We start from the raw sequence: 19,687 nt of genomic DNA, 5'->3' as shown, positions 1-19,687 counted from the left end.
CAACAGCATTCTGGTGAATGGTAAGCGTGTCAACATTCCGTCTTATCAGGTTCGTCCTGGTGATGTGGTCGAGGTTGCCGAGAAATCCAAACAGCAGCTGCGGATCAAGGGGGCAATCGAAGCAGCTGAACAACGCGGGTTCCCTGAGTGGTTGGAAGTGGATGTGAAGGCGCTTAAAGGTACTTATAAGGCTCGTCCGCAGCGCGACGAGTTGCCGTCCACCATCAACGAGTCTCTCGTGGTGGAACTGTACTCCAAGTAATCTGCACAATTTACTGAAGGAACAGCGATGCAAAGCAGTCCAAATGAATATCTGAAGCCGCGTGTAGTGGAGGTGGAAGCGATTTCGCCGAGCCGCGCACGTGTGACGCTCGAGCCGATGGAGCGTGGGTTCGGCTATACGCTGGGCAATGCCCTGCGCCGTGTTCTGCTGTCCTCCATCGCGGGCTTCGCCATTACCGAAGTTAAAATCGATGGCGTAGTGCATGAGTATTCCACGCTTGAAGGCGTGCAGGAAGATGTCGTCGATATCCTGCTGAACCTCAAAGGGGTTGCCCTCAAGCTGCACAACCATACCGAAGCTGTGCTGACACTCAACAAGTCGGCCGAAGGCGTGGTGACGGCTGGCGATTTCGATGCCGGTCATGACGTGGAGATCGTAAACCCCGCTCATGTCATTGCGCACCTGACCAAGGGCGGCAAGCTCTCTATCGAAGTCAAGGTTGAGATGGGGCGCGGCTATCAGCCGGTACCTTCGCGCCAAAAAAGCGCTGATGAAGATCGCGCCATGGGTTTCATCCTGGTGGATGCATCGTTCAGCCCGATTCGCAAGGTGAGTTATCACGTCGATAGCGCACGGGTCGAGCAGCGCACTGACCTGGATAAGCTGGTGATGGACGTCGAAACCAACGGCGCCATTGAGCCGGAGCAGGCGATTCGCGATGCCGCTCGCATTTTGATCGGACAGCTGTCGGTGTTTGCCGACCTCGAAGGTGCGCCTGCAGAGGCTGTATCCAATGGGCGCGCTACGCCGCAGATCGATCCGATTCTGCTGCGCCCGGTTGATGATCTGGAGTTGACCGTGCGTTCCGCCAACTGCCTCAAGGCAGAAAACATTTATTACATCGGCGATCTTATCCAGCGCCATGAGTCCGAGTTGTTGAAGGCCCCGAATCTTGGCCGCAAATCCTTGAATGAAATCAAGGATGTGCTGGCCTCACGTGGCTTGACGCTCGGTATGAAGCTGGAAAATTGGCCGCCTGCCAATCTGGAAAGGGTTTGAGGATAAAATCATGCGTCATCGTGTCAGCAACCGCAAACTGAACCGTACCAGCAGTCATCGCCTGGCGATGCTGCGCAATATGGCCAACTCCTTGTTGCGCCATGAAGTTATCAAAACCACCTTGCCCAAGGCAAAGGAACTGCGCAAAGTGGCCGAGCCGCTAATCACGCTTGGCAAGAATGCAAGCTTGGCTAACCGCCGCCTGGCCTTTAACCGTACCCGTGACCGGGATGTGGTCGTCAAGCTGTTTGACGAACTGGGTCCACGCTATGCCGCCCGCAATGGTGGGTATCTGCGTATTCTCAAGTGCGGCTTCCGTCAGGGTGACAACGCGCCGATGGCGCTGGTAGAACTGGTGGATCGCCCGGATACCGAAGCCGAAGCAGTCACTGCGTAATTCGGTTGTAGGTCTACGATATGAAGCCGGGTATGCGTAAGCGTACCCGGCTTTAGTCTTTGTGCGTGTAAAGAAAAGCGGTGACTTGCTCTGCATTGAACGGCCAGCCAAGTTCTGAGCTATTGAACGCAATAACCGGAATGCGCAGCCCATAGGTTTCTTCAAGCGCTACATCGTTGGCAATATCGATTTCTCGCACCTTCAGGTCCAGCGCCTGGCCGATAGGAAGTATGCAAGTCAACGCTTGCTCGCAAAGATGACAAGAAGACGTGCCGTAGAGTATGAGTTCGGAAGGCAAAATATTTATTCCAGAAGTAAGCAGAAAATTGTAACTTGAATGGACTTGCGTCACATGATTTTCTTACAATGTGGCTATACACTCTAATCACCAGCGTCAATTGCATCCATGGCTGAAGCGGAACAATACAAAGAAAGCCTGCAAGAAAGCCTGCAACAGGTCATCCACCTGCTGAACAAGCATAAGCTGGTCGAGGATCTTGTGCATAAGCAAGACATGCCGCGCCATGCCTTGGTGGAATCGCTGGTGCATAAACAGAATCTTGCCGAGTTGCAAAAGAAGCTGGAATCGCTGCATCCGGCTGACGTTGCCTATATTCTTGAGTCTCTTCCGCTGGGTCAACGTTTGATCGTATGGGATCTGGTCAAGGCGGAGCGCGACGGCGAGATCCTGCTGGAAGTGTCCGATGCCGTCCGGCAGACGCTGATCGCGGAGATGGACAGCGAAGAACTGTTGGCGGCAGCCGAGCAGCTCGATACCGACGAGATTGCCGATCTCGCCCCGGACCTGCCCAAGGATGTATTCCAGGAGTTGCTGGAAAGTCTGGATAGCCAGAACCGCGAGCGCTTGCAATCGGCGCTATCTTATCCGGAGGATGCCGTGGGGGCATTGATGGATTTCGACATCGTCACTATTCGTGAAGATATCAGCCTCGATGTTGTACTGCGGTATCTGCGCCGTCTCGGCAAGCTTCCCAATCATACCGACAAATTGTTTGTGGTTGACCGTGACGACGCCTTGCGCGGCGTGCTGCCACTCAAACGATTGTTGGTGCAAGACCCCGAGAGCACCGTAGCCTCGGTGATGTCGGATGACGCCGTTATTTTCCATTGCGAAGATAAGGCTAGCGAAGCATCGTCCGCATTCGAGCGCTACGATTTGGTGACGGCGCCGGTCGTGGATGCCAATAATAAATTGGTAGGTCGTCTGACCGTCGATGCGGTAATGGATTTCATCCGCGAGGAATCAGAGAGCGAAATGCTTTCGATGGCCGGCTTGAAGGAAGAGGAGGATTTATTCGCCTCGGTATGGAAGTCGGTCCAGAACCGTTGGACCTGGCTATCTATCAATCTGGTGACTGCATTTGTGGCCTCGCGGGTAATCGGTCTGTTTGAAGGATCGATTGAAAAGGTTGTGGCGCTGGCAGCCCTGATGCCGATTGTCGCTGGTATCGGCGGCAATTCCGGCAATCAGACGACGACGATGATAGTACGCGGGTTGGCGCTTGGGCAGATCAGCGCGCACAACATGAAGAACCTGTTCTATAAAGAGCTGGGCGTCAGTTTGTTGAATGGCTTGGTGTGGGGCGGAGTATTGGGCTTGGTCGCATACCTGCTATACCACAACGTCATGCTGGGCCTGGTGATGATGGCTGCGATGACCCTCAATCTGCTGCTTGCCGCAGTTATGGGGGTGGCGATTCCGCTGGTGATGACAAGGGCAGGGCGCGACCCTGCCGTGGGGTCCAGCGTTATGATTACCGCGGTTACGGATAGCGGCGGCTTTTTCATCTTTCTTGGCCTTGCGACGATTTTCCTTATATAAAAACAAACATGCGCGAATTCTGGCTTGAAATATGGGCTGACTTACATACCGAGACCGTCTTGTGGCAACTGGCAATTCTTGGCAGCAGCCTGCTGTGCGCCTGGGTAATCAATCGGCTGTTGATCCGCCAAATCATGAGAGATGCGCCGGCTACATGGAAGCTCGGCATCGGCGGCATCAAGCATGTAATGTTTCCCTTGACGGCTCTGGCGCTGACTGCCGCCGGACGCCTCGTCTTGAACCATTGGCAACATACCGGAATACTCAAGCTGGCCTCGACATTGCTGGCGGCGATGGCGGCGATTCGGCTCGCAGCCTATATCCTGCGCTATATTTTTGCACCCAGCGGCTGGGTGCGCGCCACGGAAAACCTGATTGTCTCGGCGGTATGGAGCATGGTTGCATTGCACCTTACCGGCTTGCTCCCGGAACTGGTCGATTTTCTGGATGGAGCTGGTTTCAGTATCGGCCATCGGCAAGTATCCGTCTTGCTCATCCTGCAGGCTCTTGTGACGGCAGCTGCTACCCTGGTGGCGGCTTTATGGATAGGACGATTGCTCGAAAACAAGGTGATGAGCGCCGAGCGCATCGACCTGAACCTGCGCGTCGTGCTTACCAAGCTGTTGCGCATACTGTTGATCATGGTGGGTGTCCTGGCGGCCCTTTCCGCGGTAGGCTTCGACATCACGTTGCTATCGGTTTTCGGCGGAGCGCTTGGCGTCGGGCTGGGTTTTGGGCTGCAGAAAATCGCCAGCAACTATCTCAGCGGATTCATCATCCTTTTGGATCACTCGCTGCATATGGGAGATATGCTGACCGTAGACGGGCATTATGGCGTAGTTCATCAGTTACATGGGCGTTACCTGGTCCTGCGTAAATTGGATGGTACCGAAGTCGTGATCCCGAACGACACGCTTATTACCTCCACAGTCATTAACCATTCATTTTCCGATCGCAATGCGCGCGTATTGATGCCTTTGCAAGTCAGCTACGACAGCCCGCTGGAAAAGGCGATGCAGATCGTTCGTGAGGCTGCGATTTGCCATCCGCGGGTGTTGCGAACTCCGGAGCCGAATGTCGTAGTGCAGGGCTTGGGAGAAAATGGAATTGATTTGCAGCTATCGCTATGGGTGGATGATCCGGAAGAAGGCTTCTCCAGCCTGAAATCCGCGTTATATCTGAAAATATTGGAAGAGTTTCGCGTCAATGGCATCGCTATTCCTTACCCCCAGCGGGAAGTTCGCATGCTTGGCTAGCAGATAGGTGGGGTAGAGATAGTGACGCAATAAAAAAGCCCGCAATCTGCGGGCTTTTTTATTGGGGAAATTCAGGCTTATTTCAGCTTGGTTTCCTTGTAAGCGACGTGCTTGCGAACTACCGGATCAAATTTGGAGATCTCCATCTTTTCCGGCATGGTGCGCTTATTCTTGGTGGTGGTGTAAAAATGGCCGGTGCCTGCGGAAGACTCCAGCTTGATCTTTTCACGAATCTTGGTTGCCATGGTTCAATCCCTCAAATCTTGTCGCCGCGGGCGCGCATATCGGCCAGCACCGCATCGATGCCATTCTTGTCAATTGTACGCAGTGCAGCATTGGTGATGCGCATGCTCACCCAGCGGTTTTCGCTTTCGACCCAGAATTTGCGATTCTGCAGATTGGGCAGAAAACGTCGTTTGGTCTTGTTGTTGGCGTGGGAAACATTATTCCCGCTCATCGGCTTTTTGCCGGTCACCTGACATACGCGTGCCATGGTTGTCTCCGAATTTGGAAAAACCGCTTTTATACCATAAAAGCGTGCTTCGGTTCAAGTCCGATCATCGATTATGCAGGCTTCGCATTCCTAATGCTTGCCGGTGCTGCCGAAGCCTCCGGCGCCGCGCGGGCTTTCCGGGAACTCCTGAACAATATTGAAATCGGCTTGCACTACCGGAACGATCACAAGCTGGGCGATACGCTCCATGGGGTTCAGCATGAAAACCTCGCGGCTCCGATTCCAGCAAGAGACGAACAGCTGGCCTTGATAATCGGAATCGATCAGTCCCACCAGGTTGCCGAGCACGATGCCATGTTTGTGCCCCAAGCCGGATCTGGGCAGAATCAAGGCGGCATAGCCGGGGTCGGCTAAATGAATGGCCATGCCGGTAGGCAACAATTCGGTCTCTCCGGGATGCAGCGTCAATACATGCTCAATGCAGGCGCGCAAATCGAGGCCGGCAGAACCTGCTGTGGCATAAGCGGGAAGATGATTGCGCAGGCGCTGGTCGAGTATTTTGACATCAATATGCATGGCATTAATCCTTCGGTTTTTTTGGCAGCATTCTTGCCAGATGGCGCAACAGCTGCCGTGCCAGAATGATTTTAGGCGCTCTCGGCAAGGGGTGCGCGCCTTTGTCATCCAGGAGCACGAGTTCGCTGTCGTCGCCGCCAAAAGCGTCCTGGATCAGGTTGGCGGCAAGTAGCGGAAGATTTTTGCGGCGACGTTTATGTTCCGCATATTCGATAAGATTCTCGCTTTCTGCGGCAAACCCGGCACAGAAGGGCGGGTCCGGCAGGTTCATGACATTGGCGAGAATATCGGGATTGGGTGCCAGTTCCAGCGTCAGTATGTGCGCATCTTTCTTGATTTTCTGTTCGCTGGGGTTGAGGACGTAATAATCGGCGACGGCGGCCACGGCAATGAATACATCCTTGCTTACCAGGTTGGCCATGACGGCGGTGAGCATCTGCTGTGCGCTGGTAACTTTTATCAGGTTGGCGCCATATGGCGGGATTTGAGAGGTTTGGCCGCTGATCAGGGTGACTTCAGCCCCCATCTCAAGCGCGGCGCGGGCGATCGCATAGCCCATCTTTCCCGAACTCAGGTTGGTGATGCCGCGAGCTGCATCGATGGCCTCGAAAGTCGGTCCGGCGGTGATGAGTAACTTTTTGCCGGCCAATAATTTTGGCTGCTGGCTGGCTTCGAGGGCTTCGAGCAGTACTTCCGGGTCCAGCATGCGGCCGAATCCCTCATCGCCGCATGCCTGTTCGCCGCTGCCCGGGCCGAATATCAGTGCGCCGTCTTTTTTCAGCAAGGCCAAGTTGCGTTGGGTGGCAGCATTTTTCCACATATGGACATTCATCGCCGGGGCCACCATCAAAGGACAGGCGCGGGCCAGACACAAGGTGGAAAGCAGGTCATCGGCACGGCCTTGCGCCAACTTGGCGAGAAAGTCGGCGCTGGCCGGAGCGATCAGGATGGCATCGACATCCCGGGTAAATTCGATATGCGCCATGCCGTTGTCTATGCGGTTATCCCACAGATCGGTAAATACCGGGCGTCCGGAAAGCGCCTGCATCGTCACCGGCGTGATGAACTGGCATGCCGCCTGCGTCATCACCACCTGCACCTCAACGCCTTGCCTGACCAGCAGGCGTACCAGTTCCGCCGCCTTGTAGGTAGCGATACCGCCGGTAATGCCAAGCAGCAGGCGTTTGAAGGTGGATTGCGTCATAATCTTCTGAAATTTATTGTTGCATCAATTCTATACGAAAGGATTATTGATGGCGATTACGGACTGGCCGGCTGATGAGCGCCCCCGGGAGAAGCTGCTGGCGAAAGGTGCCGGAGCGTTGTCCGATGCCGAACTGCTGGCTATTTTCCTGCGTATTGGAGTTCAGGGAAAAAGCGCCGTGGATCTGGCTCGCGATCTGCTGGTTCGCTTCGGTAATCTGGGTGGTATTTTTGCTGCCAGCCAGCCCGACATAGCTGAGGTGCATGGCATGGGGATGAGCAAATATGTTCAGTTGCAAGCCATTTTTGAAATGGTGCAGCGCGCGCTTGGCGAAGAGATGCAGGTGCGCGATGTGCTGTCCTCGCCGGAGCAGGTGCGAAATTTTTTGCGTTTGCAATTGGGCAAGCTTCAGCATGAAGTGTTTATGGTGCTGTTTCTGGATGCGCAGAATCGCTTGATCGGATCGGAAAATTTATTTTCCGGTACGCTGACGCAAACGTCCGTCTATCCGCGCGAGATCGTCAAGCGTGCACTGCACCATAATGCGGCCGCCGTTATCTTTGCCCACAACCATCCCTCGGGGGTTGCCGAACCGAGTCGCGCCGACGAGGTGCTGACCCGAACGCTTAAAGACGCTCTGGGATTGGTGGATGTGAAGGTGTTCGATCATTTCGTGATAGCCGGCAATACGGCGCTGTCATTTGCCGAGCGCGGATTGCTATGAATCTGAAAGCTAATGTGCCTGGCGGACGTTGCTTTCTTTAAGGCGCAGCGCCATCTCCTTCAGAAAACCCAGCGCTACCTTGGGTTCTTCTAATAGCAGCATCTCAAGATTTTCGGGGCTTATGACAACAATCCGCGCGGATTCGGACTCGACGAGAGCGTCGGCGGTACGTGGCGTACCAGTCAAAAATGCCATTTCGCCAAAATAACCGCCTGCCCCAAGCGTTCTCAATAGATGGTGATCATGCCGAATGGCGATATCGCCTGAGAGTATGTAATACAGGCTGTTTCCTGTCTCGCCTTGCCGAAAGACGGGCTCATGTTTCTGATAAGTGCGGCCGAACAAAGCCATCAGCCTGCTGTGGTACTGGTCGGGATCGGACGGTGTGTCGAGGAACAGGCCGCGCAGCATCAGCACATCCCGTTTATGCAGGGTGGCGATGATTTCAGTGCCGATCAGAAAAACGACGAAACCGTAATAGAGCCAGCCGATGGAGAGGAACAGATTTTTCATGCCACCGAAGATCGTGCCATATGAATGGTTGGCTATCAGGAAGAGCCCGAATGCCGGCCGCATTGCGCTCCACAGCAGGGCGGTAATGAGCGATCCAGTTAAAATATGCCGCCATCTGGTGACGGCAGGAGAGAAGGTGCGATAAAAAAGGGCGATCGATAATGTGCTGACAATCAGCGAGGCCAGCCAGTTGAGCGTGCTGGCAAACCAGGGCAAGTGGCTGAAGATGCCCAAAGCCTTTTCCAGCATCAGGCCGCTAAAAGTGAAAAGAAAAAATAAGGCCAGAATGCCGACGACTCCCAGTACGTCTTCCAGCTTGCGCTTTAGATAGGAAGGATGTTCCGCAACTCGGGCTATCGTGAAAAAGGCGCTTCGCAACGCTCCGGCAAGCGGTGTTGCCGCCCATAGTAAAGCGATCATGCCAAAAACCCCCCATACCGCTTTGTGCTTGGCGATGTTGTATACCTCGATCATGATGCGGTTGCTGTACTTCGGCACCAGGTTGCTGACCAGTATTGCCAGTTTCACGATGGCGTAGCTGGAAGACACTGCAAAATGGCTTAGCAAAAAGAAAATCAGCAACGCCATGGGAATCATTGCAAACAGGGCGTAGAACGAGAGCGAGGCGGATATTCCAAAACCATTGTGGCGTCTAAAGGCCGACAGCGACTCTCTCAGCACGAATAGGGGAGCGCTGTAGCGGTGGCGCGCCATCACTGCCTTGGGGGCGGCGATGCTTCGGCCTGCGATTTTTTTGGCTTTAATGAATGGCATTGTGTGCGGCACTTGTGCTGCCGTTATGGATTCTGGCCGGATTTGAAGCGTTCCGTGGCTTGAATGAGCGCCGCGGCGATGCCGGGCTCGAACGCGGCATGACCTGCGTCGGGGACGATATGAAAGTCGGTTTCGGGCCATGCCTTATGCAATTCATGCGCGCTCAATATGGGGCATACCATGTCGTAGCGGCCCTGAATGATTGCGGCTGGAATATGGCGGAAGCTTTGCACCTGATCCAAAAGAGGGGTGTCTGATATGAAACAGCCGTTGGTCAGATAATGTAATTGTATGCGAGCGCGTGCCAGGATGGCGGCATCGGTTAAAGGGGTAGAGGATGGCTCGGTCGGCAGCAGGGTCATGATGGAGGTTTCATACGCACTCCAGATGCGAGCTGCGGGAATGTGTAGCGAGGCGTCGTCGTTGGATATGCGGTGCGCATAAGCAGTAAGAATATCTGTTTGCTCCTCTGGGGCTAGGGCCGAGACGAATTGCTCCCAGGTTTCAGGAAAGATGTGGCGGGCCTGATGCAAAAACCAATCCAGTTCATTGCTGCGAGCCAGGAAAATGCCGCGCAGCACCATCCCACATATGTGCTGCGGGTAGGTTGCAGCATAAGCTAGCGCCAGAGTGCTGCCCCAGGATCCGCCGAATACCAGCCATTTGCCAATATCCAAATGCTGGCGCAGGCATTCGATATCAGCGATCAAGTCCTGCGTCGTATTATTCTCGGTGCAACCCGCAGGTTCGCTGCGGCCGCAGCCGCGTTGGTCGAACAGGACGACTCGATAGTGGGCGGGATCGAAGAAACGCCGTTGCGCCGGCGTGCAGCCGCTGCCGGGGCCGCCATGCAGTACTATGACTGGCGCACCAGCAGGATTGCCGCATTCCTCATAATAAAATTTATGTACCGACGAGGTCTGAATCCAACCGCTGCTATAGGGCTCAATGGCAGGAAATATAAGGCTTTCAGAGGGAGATGCCATGGGATGTCGCGCCCCTATTGTGTCCGATATTTTTTTGTGTATGATAGCACCACCGCAGGGTAGGATATTTCAAGGCTCGATCAATTTGTTGCGATGGTGTTGCAAATCGATTGTGACTGATCTACCATGCATCAGCTGCACTTAAAAAGTGTTGCGAAGCTGGTCTCCAAAAGGTTTTGTGCCATCCCTAGGGATGGCGTGAACCCCGAGGAGGCCACGCTTACTCTAAACCCTTAGTAATCACTATGGAGATTTAACATGGAGATGAGCAAAATCAAGGTCGCTCTTGGTGTTGCACTTGGTATGTCCGTCGCGATGCCGATGGCTGCCATGGCTGCTGCAGATCAAGAGGCCGCAATTGCGGATCAAAATAACTGGGCCCACCCACGTCATGACCATACCAACCAAGGCTTCAGCGGACTGACCCAAATCAATAAGGGCAACGTCAAGAACCTGAAGGCTGCCTGGACATTCGCTACCGGTGTAAACCGCGGTCATGAAGGTTCCCCGCTGGTTATTGGCAACATGATGTACGTTCACACTGCGTTCCCGAACAACGTTTACGCGTTGGACCTGAATGACAACCAAAAGATCTCTTGGGCTTACTTCCCTAAGCAGGATCCGTCCGTTCAAGCAGTGCTGTGCTGCGACAACGTGAACCGTGGTCTGGGCTATGGCGACGGCAAGATCTTCCTGCAACAGAACGACGGCATGCTGGTCGCTCTGGATGCGAAGACCGGTGCCAAGGTTTGGGACGTGAAGGTTAACGACCCGAAGGTTGGCGCAACCAACACCAATGCTCCTCACGTCATCAAGGACAAGGTTCTGACCGGTTGTTCCGGTGCTGAATTCGGCGTTCGCTGCTTCATCGCCGCTTACAACCTGAAGGATGGCTCCCTGGCTTGGAAGGCATACAGCACTGGCCCGGACAGCGAAGTCCTGATCGGCGCTGATTTCAACTCTGCCAACCCGCACTACAATGCTCTGTCCGTTTATGAAGATGTGAACGGTGGTAACAAGCAGGGTGGTTCCTTCAAGGCTCTGTCCAAGGATCAACTCAAGTTCCCGGAAAAGGATCTTGGCGTGAAGACCTGGCTCAAGCCGCAAGCTGTCAAGGATGGCTGGCAACACGGTGGTGGTTCCGTATGGGGCTGGTGGCCGTATGATCCTAAGTCCAACCTGGTCTACTACGGCACCGGTAACCCGTCCGTATGGAACCCGGACGTTCGTCCTGGCGACAACAAGTGGTCCATGACCATTTTCGCCCGTGACGTCGACACCGGTGTCGCCAAGTGGGGCTATCAAATGACCCCGCACGACGAGTGGGACTATGACGGCATTAACGAAGTTATCCTGTGGGACAAGGGTGGCAAGAAGCTGGCTACGCACTTCGACCGTAACGGTTTCGGCTACACTTTTGACGCTGCCAACGGCTCGCTGCTGGTTGCTGAAAAGGTTAACCCGTTCGTTAACTGGGCAACCAAGGTTGACATGAAGTCTGGCGTACCTGATAAGGATGCCAAGTACTCCACCCACCAAGACTACAACGCCAAGGGCATCTGCCCGGCAGCGCTGGGTACCAAGGACGAGCAACCGGCTTCTTACTCTCCCAAGACCGGCCTGTTCTACGTTCCGCTCAACCACGTTTGCATGACTTACGAGCCGGTTGAGTCCAAGTACGTTGCCGGTCAACCTTGGGTTGGCGCTACCCTGACCATGTTTGCTGGTCCGGATGGCGTGATGGGCGGCTTCATGGGCTGGGATGGTTCCAAGGGCAAGGCCGCGTGGTACAACAAAGAGAAATTCTCCGCATGGGGCGGTTCTCTGGCTACCGCATCCGACATCGTGTTCTACGGCACCCTGGACCGTTGGTTCAAGGCTGTTGACGCGAAGAACGGTAAGGAGCTGTGGAAGTTCCAAGTTGGTTCCGGCGTGATCGGCAATGCCTTTACCTATGGCCACAAGGGTAAACAATACGTTGGCGTGCTGTCCGGTATCGGCGGCTGGGCTGGCGTGGCGATGAACCTGGGCCTGACCAACGACACCGACGCACTGGGTGCTGCTGGTGGCTACAAGGAACTGACCAAGTACAACGCTGCTCCTGGCGGCGGTGCACTGACCGTGTTCAGCCTGTAATTCGTTACAGAACTAACCGTCAGTTAGTGTGTCAGTTAAACACCCCGCTTCGGCGGGGTGTTTTTTGTCTTAAAGCGCACATCCACTAAATTGACGATGAGGTATGGGGAATGCTTGCCAAATTGAAATGTTTTGCAGTTGTAGTGATATTCGGTGTGTTTGCGACAAACGGATACGCAGCTGAAGCAGTAAAGCAGGAACTGGATTTTGATGCGGAGATAGGCCGTGGTGGAGAGCCTGTGCGCACCGAAGACGCGGGTGAATTCCGCGTATGCGCCGATAAGGATAATCTTCCTTATTCAAACGACAAGATGGAAGGGTTTGAGAATAAGATTGCCGAACTGATAGCGAAGGATCTGGGAAAACAGGTTAAGTATCAGTTCTGGTACGATCGCATAGGATTTATCCGCAATACATTGAATGCACGACGTTGTGATGTGATCATCGGCACTGTCGCGGGCAACGATATGATGCTGACATCCAAGCCGTATTACCGCTCAGGCTATGTCTTCGTTTACAAGAAAGGCAGTGGCTTGAATATTAAAGATTGGGATTCCCCGGATCTGCACAAAGCCAAAATCGGTGTTATCGGCCAGACCCCTCCCACTCGACCTTTATCAGATAAGGGCTTACTGGAAAATTCACGCCCGTATCGCATTATGCGAGACCTGAACCTGCCCCCGAGCTTCATGATCGACGATCTGGTCAAGGGCGACATTGATGTCGCTGTAGTATGGGGCCCCATTGGTGGTTACTTCGCCAAAAGAGCGGGATCGGATCTGGTCGTAGTGCCAGCCCCGGAGTATGAACAAAATAATGTGCACGGTAAGGAATATTGGAATATTTCCGTCGGTGTTCGCAAAAAGGATAAAGAGCGCATAACGATGATTAATGAAGTTCTTGAGCGGCGTAAGGGCGATATTCAGAAGATTCTGAATGATTACGGAATCCCGAATGTGCAAATAGTGGACGAGCGCAAGACTGAAATGGTTAAAAGTCAGTCGAAAGACAAAGACCGCGGCGACGCTATTCCAAAGTTTGAATAATGGTTCGCCAATGGACATTTGTTGACGCGGAGTCAACCATATCCGGTGCGGGCTCGTTATTTGAAATACAAATTGCTGTATGTTTAAATTGAAGCTGTAACTTAAATCTATAATCGAGGAGACGACATGGTTAGCAGGAAATTAGGCAGAGCCCGGTGGATTTTGTCAGTACTGGCACTGGGCGGTGCAATGGTTATCAGTGGAAATGCGGCTGCCGAATGTAAGTTCGTGTCTACCAAGGCAGGTAATGAGCCGCTTATTATCAAGCCAACTGACAAGGATACACCGGAAGCCAAACAGTTCCTGGAAACCTGCGTCAATCCTTATACCAAGCGTTTTGTTGCCGATGCCGAAGCTGCAAAAGCCGGGAAAAAGAAGTTCGGCTATTATTCCTGTACTCAATGTCACGGTGGCAATGCCGGCGGTCAAACCGGCCCGAGCATTACCGATGACCGTTGGCAATATTCCAAGCATGTGACCGACAAGGGCATATTCGAGACTATTGCCGGCGGTTCCGATGCCGGGATGCCGACTTGGCATCAGCAACCTTCCGGAAATCCGGAATTGCTTTCTACTGATGATATTTTGGTCATCATCGGCTGGTTACGCTCCATGTATAAGGGTGGTGGCGACAAGCCCTGGCTGGATGAGAAACCTGCTCAGTAATCGCTGAAATATTTTTGCAACGGCCGTCATCCTTGGATTGACGGCCGTTGTGTTTTAGGCGGTTGGAGTTTTTAAGTTAAAATGTTCTTCCTTTGAGCGATAGGAAAAATCATGCAGAAAATCGTAATGCTTACGATAGCAGCAATCTCGGTTTTCGCTTTGGCGGCCTGCGATAAAGGCGGAACTGCGGGTAAGAGTGAAAAGGCTGCGGCTGTTGAAACCAGCGGCAAGATAATCGATTTTGTAGTCACGCAGGATGGCAGCCCGATGCCGATCAAGCCTGAGCTGTTTGATACCCCTGCAGCCAAGGAATTTGTTGCGACGGGCAAAAATCCATATATCGGCAAGCAAGAGGCTATCGATAAGGGCAAGAAATTGTTCCAATTATATTCCTGCACCCAATGTCATGGTGGCGACGCGCAAGGGCAAACTGGTCCCAGCCTGCATGGCCCTGACTTCAAATATGCCAAGGACGCGACCAATAAAGGCATGTTCGAAACCATCTGGCACGGTACCAATGGCGGGATGGGAGCCAAGGGCAAAGGGCTGATGGATCCGACGGACCCCAATAACGGCTTGATGCCGGACGAAGTGCTGCAGATTCAAGCCTGGATACGTACCCACGGCAAGACTACCGGCAACGAGTAATAAAAAAACCAGGACGGAACATTAATGGCATCAACGCATCCGATATCGGGCCCATCCCATCATGTCGTAATCGTAGGAGGGGGCGCAGGAGGGCTGGAGCTTGCCACCCGCCTGGGTGACACCTTGGGCAAACGCGAAAGGGCGATCATCACGCTGGTGGATATGTCAGCTACCCATTTGTGGAAGCCTTTGCTGCATGAAGTGGCTGCGGGCAGTATGGATCTGGATGAGCATGAAATTGAATATATGGCGCAGGCGCGCTGGCATCATTTCAACTTCAGGCTGGGGGCGATGGAGGGGTTGAACCGGAATATGCGCGAGCTCTACCTCGCGCCCACCTACGATGATGATGGCGAGATATTGATTCCGCGCCGCACGATGCGATATGACACCCTGATAATGGCGTTAGGCAGCGTGTCGAATGATTTCGGTGTGCCGGGCGTGAAAGAGCATTGCATTTCCCTGGATACTCAGGCCGAGGCCGTGATGTTTCATAAACGGCTGATCAACGCCTGTATACGAGCCCAAGTTCAGGAAACGGGAATGCCGGTAGCCCAGCTGAATGTGGCGATCATCGGTGCTGGTGCAACCGGGGTGGAGCTTGCGGCCGAATTGCATAATACCACCCGTGAGCTCGCGGCTTATGGCCTCGACCGCATTGAGCCTGATCGTGACGTGAAGTTGAGTATCGTTGAGGCGGCCCCGCGCGTTTTATCCGCATTGCCGGAAGAGCTGTCGCTGGAAGTGCAGCGCCAGTTGGGCAAGTTGAACGTATCGTTGGAGTTGGGGGAGCGCGTGACCAAAGTAGACGAGAAGGGAGTCCATACGCAAAGCGGGCGAATTGTTCCGGCGCAGCTGATTGTATGGGCAGCGGGCATCAAGGCGCCGGATTTCCTGAAAGATCTGGATGGCCTCGAAACAAACTGGGCGAATCAACTGGTGGTTGAGCCTACGCTGCAAACCACCAGAGACGGCAATATCTTCGCGCTGGGCGATTGCGCTGCTTGCCCATTGCCTGGCAAGGCGGGGAACGCATTGGTGCCGCCACGGGCCCAGGCAGCGCACCAGCAGGCTTCGATGCTGGTAAAGACTATCAACCACAGGCTCAAAGGCAGACCCTTGCCGGAATACAAGTACCGCGATTTCGGATCGCTGGTGAATCTGGGCAAATACACAACTGTCGGCAACCTGATGGGCAGCCTGACTGGTGGAGCACTGTTCATTCAGGGGACGATAGCCGGACTGATGTATCGCTCACTTTATAAAATGCATTTGTACGCGTTACACGGTTTCAGCAAGGTATTTCTCGACACATTGGCGCGCATGATCACGCGTCGCACCCAACCGCGCGTCAAGCTGCATTGATTTATTGTTGTGAGTTTCTGGATTGCCGGCGGTAGCGCTGATAAATCATCGTCATGCTGAGGCTGACAAATCCGCCGAAAATCAACACTATCCAGTTGATTGGAAGGGCTGCCTTCACCATCATGGTGTAGGCGGCGATCATCAGCAGGATCCCCAGATTTTCATTGAAGTTCTGTACCGCAATGGAGTGTCCGGCACCGATCAGAATGTGGCCGCGGTGTTGCAATAAGGCATTGAGTGGCACGACAAAATAGCCTGAAAGCACTCCGATCAGAAACAGCAGAAAACTGGCGAGCCGCCAATCATGTATCACTGCCATGGCGGCAACCAGGATGCCCATCGCGATGCCGGCTGGCAATACCTTGGCTGATTCGTGCAGCTTGACGTAACGTGCCGCGAATACCGAACCGAAAGCGATACCGAGCGCGACGGTTGCGGTCAGTTGTGTCGCACGGTCCAAACCTAGATTGAGAGCGGCTGCAGCCCAGGCAATGACCACAAGGCGCATGGTGGCGCCAGCACCCCAGAATAAGGTCGTAACCGCGAGCGAAACCTGCCCTTGAGGATCGCGCCAAAGCGCGGTGAAAGAATGCCAGAAATCATGTAGCGCATATAACGGATTTCTCTTGGGCATACGATGGTCGATAGGCACATGTGGAATGCGCAGGTTGAAACCGGCCGCCAGCAGATAGAGGCCGGTAATGACGGCAAGAGCGAGGTGTGGGCTGATGGTGGCGAGCATGCCGCCGACGATGGCTCCCAAAATGATCGCTGCCACCGTCGTGCCTTCCATCCAGCCGTTGGCTTTGACCAGCAAATGCTGCGGTAGATATTCCGTCAGAATCCCGTATTTGGCTGGTGAATAAGCTGCCGCGCCTATGCCGACAATGCCATAGGAATAAAGCGGGGGCATTCCCATCCACATCGCCAGGCAGCCACCGAATTTGATTGCGTTGGAGATGAACATTACCCGGCCTTTGGGTAGGGCATCGGCGAACGGACCGACGAAGGGCGCTAGCAGGATATAGGAAATAATGAAAAATTCTTGCAGCAGCGGGGTATGCCAATCGGGTGCGGAAAGCTCCTTGAGCAACGCGATGGCTGCAAACAGCAAGGCATTGTCGGCGAGGGCGGACAGAAACTGTGCCGCAAGAATGAGATAAAAGCCTGGATTCATGAATAATTAACCACGGCAGGCCGAAACGCGCCGCCGTGGTTGTTATGTTTTATATGATATAGGAGTTTACAGGGTCTCGGCCGCAAAATCTGCCAGACGCGAACGTTCTCCACGCATCAGCGTGATATGGCCGCTGTGCGACCAGCCTTTAAAGCGATCCACCACGTAGGTCAGGCCCGAACTGCCCTCGGTCAGATATGGGGTGTCGATCTGAGCGATGTTGCCGAGACAGACCACCTTTGTGCCGGGGCCGGCGCGGGTGATCAGTGTTTTCATCTGCTTGGGCGTGAGGTTCTGCGCCTCGTCGATAATCAGGAATTTATGCAGAAAGGTGCGTCCGCGCATGAAGTTCATCGACTTCACCTTGATGCGGGTGCGGATGAGATCCTGGGTGGCGGCGCGCCCCCAGTCGCCGGCTTCGTCGTCGGTTTTGTTGAGTACGTCCAGGTTGTCTTCCAGCGCACCCATCCACGGCGTCATTTTTTCCTCTTCGGTCCCCGGCAGGAAACCGATATCCTCGCCAACCGGAACGGTTACCCGCGTCATGATGATTTCGCTGTAGATTTTTTTGTCCAGCGTCTGGGTCAGCGCGGAAGCCAATGTCAGCAGTGTTTTGCCGGTGCCGGCCTGGCCGAGAAGCGTGATGAAATCGATCTCCGGATCCATCAGCAGATTCAATGCGAAATTCTGCTCGCGGTTGCGTGCGGTGATGCCCCAGACGTTATGTTTGGGCTGGGTGTAATCCTTGAGTACTTCGAGCGCGGCGCTATTGCCTTCCTGTCCGCGCACGATGGCATGCATCGGGGTTTCGAAGTCATAATAAACAAACTGGTTGACCAGCAACGAAGAACATAACGGCCCGGTTACCCGATAAAACATACGCCCGGCTTCCTGCCAGGATTCCATGTTCTTGCTGTGCTTGTCCCAGAAATCCGCAGGCAGCTCCGTGGTGCCGGTATACAACAATTCGGTATCTTCAAGTACCTTGTCGTTGAAGTAATCCTGTGCCGCGATACCCATTGCACGGGCTTTGATGCGGATGTTGATGTCCTTGCTGACCAGGATCACCTGGCGTTCCGGAAATTTCTTCTGCTGGTCCGCAACCACCCCCAGTATCTGATTGTCGGCCTTGCTGCCGGCCAGCATCGGGAGCTCGACGGTGACGACGGCACGGGTTTGCAGAAATAACCGACCGCTACTGAAGTTATTGCCGTTTTTGGAAAGCGGGCAGCCATCTTCCAGGCTGTCGAGCGTTGACCCGATGATTTCTTCAATAAAACGACTGGCCTGGCGGGCATTGCGTGCAACTTCCGTCATGCCTTTTTTGTTGTTGTCCAATTCTTCCAGCGTCACCATCGGCAGATAGACATCATGTTCTTCAAAGCGGAACAGGCTGGAAGGGTCGTGCATCAGTACGTTGGTGTCGAGGACGAACAGCTTGGAGTGGGTGCCGCGTTTTTTGGTCATGCGAGGCTATCCTTTATTGTGTCACGAAGGTCAAAGATGATGAGTACACTGTGCTTTTGATAATTTCTGAGTTGCAATGATTCAGAGCGTTTTAATAAAATCCAATACTTGTTGCGCATGGTCGTCGACCTTGACGCCGCGCCACTCGTACCGCAGTACGCCTTGTGCGTCGAGGACGAAAGTGCTGCGTTCGATGCCTCGCACTTGTCTACCGTACATGTTTTTCATCTTCATAACGCCGAACAGCGTACAGGCCGATTCCGCCGTGTCGCTCAACAATGCGAAGGGCAGGCTTAGCTTGGCCTTGAAGTTTTCATGAGATTTTAAGCTGTCGCGCGATATGCCGAATATCTCTGCGCCAACGGCTCGAAACTCCGGATAGAGATCGCGGAACTGTTGCCCTTCCGTGGTGCAGCCAGGCGTGGAGTCCTTGGGATAAAAGTAAATGACGACCAGTTTGCCTTTGCACTGGGAAAGCCGGAATTGAACGCCTCCGGTGGCAGGAAGCTCGAAATCCGGTACGGACTGGTTTAGCATTGTGTACCAATATTAAAGCGAATGTCGTCATTGTTGTGAAAAACCGTGAGCAAGGCAAGAGCGAACAGCCAGACAAGGAGAAACTGCGCCTATTTTTTGCGTTATGGCCGGATTCTCCGATAAGCGGTGCGTTGCATGGGCTGGCCAGGCACTATCAAACGCAATGCGGCGGCCGGGTAATGCGTGCGGAGTCCCTCCATCTTACCTTGCTGTTTCTTGGAGATATTTCTGCTGGGCGCCTGCTTCAGCTGAAATCCGCCGTAGCCGCCGTGCATGGTTCCGCATTCAGCCTGACACTGGAACAATTTGCCGGCTGGCGGCACAACGCGATCGGATATGCGGCCCCCACCTCTACAGCGGATGCCTTGTCTGCGCTGGTCCTGCGCCTGCGGTCGTGCGTGGCTGAGGCCGGCTTTCATTTCGATCAGCGTTCATTTACGCCACATGTCACATTGCTGCGCAAAATGGCGCATACGCCTCAGGCGCAGCCGATAGCGCCGATGTTATGGCCAGTGTATGAGTTTGTTCTAGTGCAGTCGGTGACAGAAATGGAACAGGTGCATTATCGGATACTCGGCCGCTGGCCGCTGGCGTAATTTGCTGTTGCGATGTGGTTGGCTAGGAGCATTGCCTGCG

22 protein-coding genes are annotated in these 19,687 nt (G+C 54.0%); 12 read left to right on the top strand and 10 right to left on the bottom strand.

Features of this window, described 5'->3' with window-relative positions; translation table 11 throughout:
* The 3 genes from VGK14_RS03630 to rplQ form a co-directional block, all read left to right on the top strand.
* Positions 1-262: 30S ribosomal protein S4 (locus tag VGK14_RS03630; protein ID WP_331507570.1), on the top strand; the 262-nt coding region annotated here is incomplete at its 5' end.
* Positions 263-289: 27 nt separating this feature from the next.
* Positions 290-1,282 carry a DNA-directed RNA polymerase subunit alpha gene (locus VGK14_RS03625; protein ID WP_331507569.1) on the top strand — a complete coding sequence of 331 codons (993 nt, stop codon included), beginning with the start codon at positions 290-292 and terminating at the stop codon, positions 1,280-1,282.
* A gap of 10 nt (positions 1,283-1,292) precedes the next feature.
* Positions 1,293-1,679: a 50S ribosomal protein L17 gene (gene rplQ / locus VGK14_RS03620; protein ID WP_331507568.1), complete on the top strand. Its 387-nt coding sequence runs from the start codon at positions 1,293-1,295 to the stop codon at positions 1,677-1,679.
* Between the two features lie 52 nt (positions 1,680-1,731).
* Here the strand turns inward: rplQ and VGK14_RS03615 are convergent, their stop codons facing one another.
* Positions 1,732-1,977 (bottom strand): glutaredoxin family protein, encoded by a 246-nt coding sequence (locus VGK14_RS03615; protein WP_331507567.1) that lies wholly within the window; start codon positions 1,975-1,977, stop codon positions 1,732-1,734.
* Positions 1,978-2,085: 108 nt separating this feature from the next.
* Here VGK14_RS03615 and mgtE point away from each other — a divergent pair, with 108 nt between their 5' ends.
* Positions 2,086-3,522 carry a magnesium transporter gene (gene mgtE / locus VGK14_RS03610; RefSeq protein WP_331507566.1) on the top strand — a complete coding sequence of 479 codons (1,437 nt, stop codon included), beginning with the start codon at positions 2,086-2,088 and terminating at the stop codon, positions 3,520-3,522.
* An 8-nt stretch (positions 3,523-3,530) separates the two neighbouring features.
* On the top strand, positions 3,531-4,778 hold the full coding sequence (locus VGK14_RS03605; protein ID WP_331507565.1) for a mechanosensitive ion channel family protein: 1,248 nt from the start codon (positions 3,531-3,533) through the stop codon (positions 4,776-4,778).
* A 77-nt stretch (positions 4,779-4,855) separates the two neighbouring features.
* On the opposite strand, the gene rpmG is transcribed toward VGK14_RS03605, so the two are convergent.
* The 4 genes from rpmG to coaBC form a co-directional block, all read right to left on the bottom strand.
* The gene (gene rpmG, locus VGK14_RS03600) at positions 4,856-5,023 is read right to left on the bottom strand and encodes a 50S ribosomal protein L33 (RefSeq protein ID WP_331507564.1); all 168 of its coding nucleotides are present in this window, start codon (positions 5,021-5,023) and stop codon (positions 4,856-4,858) included.
* Positions 5,024-5,034: 11 nt separating this feature from the next.
* A complete protein-coding gene (gene rpmB / locus VGK14_RS03595) occupies positions 5,035-5,271 on the bottom strand; it encodes a 50S ribosomal protein L28 (RefSeq protein WP_331507563.1) in 237 nt (78 codons plus the stop codon).
* A gap of 90 nt (positions 5,272-5,361) precedes the next feature.
* Positions 5,362-5,808, bottom strand: coding sequence for a dUTP diphosphatase (gene dut, locus VGK14_RS03590; RefSeq protein ID WP_331507562.1), 447 nt, complete (start codon positions 5,806-5,808; stop codon positions 5,362-5,364).
* A gap of 4 nt (positions 5,809-5,812) precedes the next feature.
* Positions 5,813-7,012, bottom strand: a complete 1,200-nt coding sequence (coaBC, locus tag VGK14_RS03585; protein WP_331507561.1) for a bifunctional phosphopantothenoylcysteine decarboxylase/phosphopantothenate--cysteine ligase CoaBC — start codon at positions 7,010-7,012, stop codon at positions 5,813-5,815.
* 49 nt (positions 7,013-7,061) lie between these two features.
* Here coaBC and radC point away from each other — a divergent pair, with 49 nt between their 5' ends.
* A complete protein-coding gene (gene radC / locus VGK14_RS03580; RefSeq protein ID WP_331507560.1) occupies positions 7,062-7,736 on the top strand; it encodes a RadC family protein in 675 nt (224 codons plus the stop codon).
* Positions 7,737-7,745: 9 nt separating this feature from the next.
* Here radC and VGK14_RS03575 read toward each other — a convergent pair whose 3' ends face one another.
* Positions 7,746-9,023, bottom strand: a complete 1,278-nt coding sequence (locus VGK14_RS03575) for a YhjD/YihY/BrkB family envelope integrity protein (protein WP_331507559.1) — start codon at positions 9,021-9,023, stop codon at positions 7,746-7,748.
* 23 nt (positions 9,024-9,046) lie between these two features.
* Positions 9,047-10,009: a prolyl aminopeptidase gene (gene pip / locus VGK14_RS03570; RefSeq protein WP_331507558.1), complete on the bottom strand. Its 963-nt coding sequence runs from the start codon at positions 10,007-10,009 to the stop codon at positions 9,047-9,049.
* 258 nt (positions 10,010-10,267) lie between these two features.
* Here pip and VGK14_RS03565 point away from each other — a divergent pair, with 258 nt between their 5' ends.
* The 5 genes from VGK14_RS03565 (at position 10,268) to VGK14_RS03545 (ending at position 15,870) form a co-directional block, all read left to right on the top strand.
* Positions 10,268-12,145, top strand: a complete 1,878-nt coding sequence (locus VGK14_RS03565; protein WP_331507557.1) for a methanol/ethanol family PQQ-dependent dehydrogenase — start codon at positions 10,268-10,270, stop codon at positions 12,143-12,145.
* A gap of 110 nt (positions 12,146-12,255) precedes the next feature.
* Entirely contained in the window at positions 12,256-13,191 is a 936-nt protein-coding gene (locus VGK14_RS03560) for a substrate-binding domain-containing protein (RefSeq protein ID WP_331507556.1), read from the top strand.
* 126 nt (positions 13,192-13,317) lie between these two features.
* Positions 13,318-13,857 carry a c-type cytochrome gene (locus VGK14_RS03555; RefSeq protein WP_331507555.1) on the top strand — a complete coding sequence of 180 codons (540 nt, stop codon included), beginning with the start codon at positions 13,318-13,320 and terminating at the stop codon, positions 13,855-13,857.
* A gap of 111 nt (positions 13,858-13,968) precedes the next feature.
* Positions 13,969-14,505 (top strand): c-type cytochrome, encoded by a 537-nt coding sequence (locus tag VGK14_RS03550; RefSeq protein WP_331507554.1) that lies wholly within the window; start codon positions 13,969-13,971, stop codon positions 14,503-14,505.
* A gap of 24 nt (positions 14,506-14,529) precedes the next feature.
* A complete protein-coding gene (locus VGK14_RS03545) occupies positions 14,530-15,870 on the top strand; it encodes an NAD(P)/FAD-dependent oxidoreductase (RefSeq protein ID WP_331507553.1) in 1,341 nt (446 codons plus the stop codon).
* Position 15,871: 1 nt separating this feature from the next.
* Here VGK14_RS03545 and lplT read toward each other — a convergent pair whose 3' ends face one another.
* The 3 genes from lplT to VGK14_RS03530 form a co-directional block, all read right to left on the bottom strand.
* Positions 15,872-17,047, bottom strand: a complete 1,176-nt coding sequence (gene lplT / locus VGK14_RS03540; RefSeq protein ID WP_331507552.1) for a lysophospholipid transporter LplT — start codon at positions 17,045-17,047, stop codon at positions 15,872-15,874.
* Between the two features lie 66 nt (positions 17,048-17,113).
* Complete coding sequence (locus VGK14_RS03535) at positions 17,114-18,514, bottom strand: PhoH family protein (protein ID WP_331507551.1); 1,401 nt, start codon at positions 18,512-18,514, stop codon at positions 17,114-17,116.
* Between the two features lie 81 nt (positions 18,515-18,595).
* Positions 18,596-19,051: a peroxiredoxin gene (locus tag VGK14_RS03530; RefSeq protein WP_331507550.1), complete on the bottom strand. Its 456-nt coding sequence runs from the start codon at positions 19,049-19,051 to the stop codon at positions 18,596-18,598.
* Between VGK14_RS03530 and thpR the strand changes: the two genes are divergently transcribed.
* Positions 19,051-19,647, top strand: a complete 597-nt coding sequence (gene thpR, locus VGK14_RS03525; protein WP_331507549.1) for an RNA 2',3'-cyclic phosphodiesterase — start codon at positions 19,051-19,053, stop codon at positions 19,645-19,647. The two genes, VGK14_RS03530 and thpR, sit on opposite strands and share 1 nt — an antisense overlap.
* The last annotated feature ends 40 nt before the right edge of the window (positions 19,648-19,687 follow it).

It is taken from the genome of Novimethylophilus sp. (assembly GCF_036504375.1).
GTDB lineage: Bacteria > Pseudomonadota > Gammaproteobacteria > Burkholderiales > Methylophilaceae > Novimethylophilus.
Note: the sequence above shows the minus strand (reverse complement) of the source record. Positions and strands in the feature narration are given on the sequence as shown.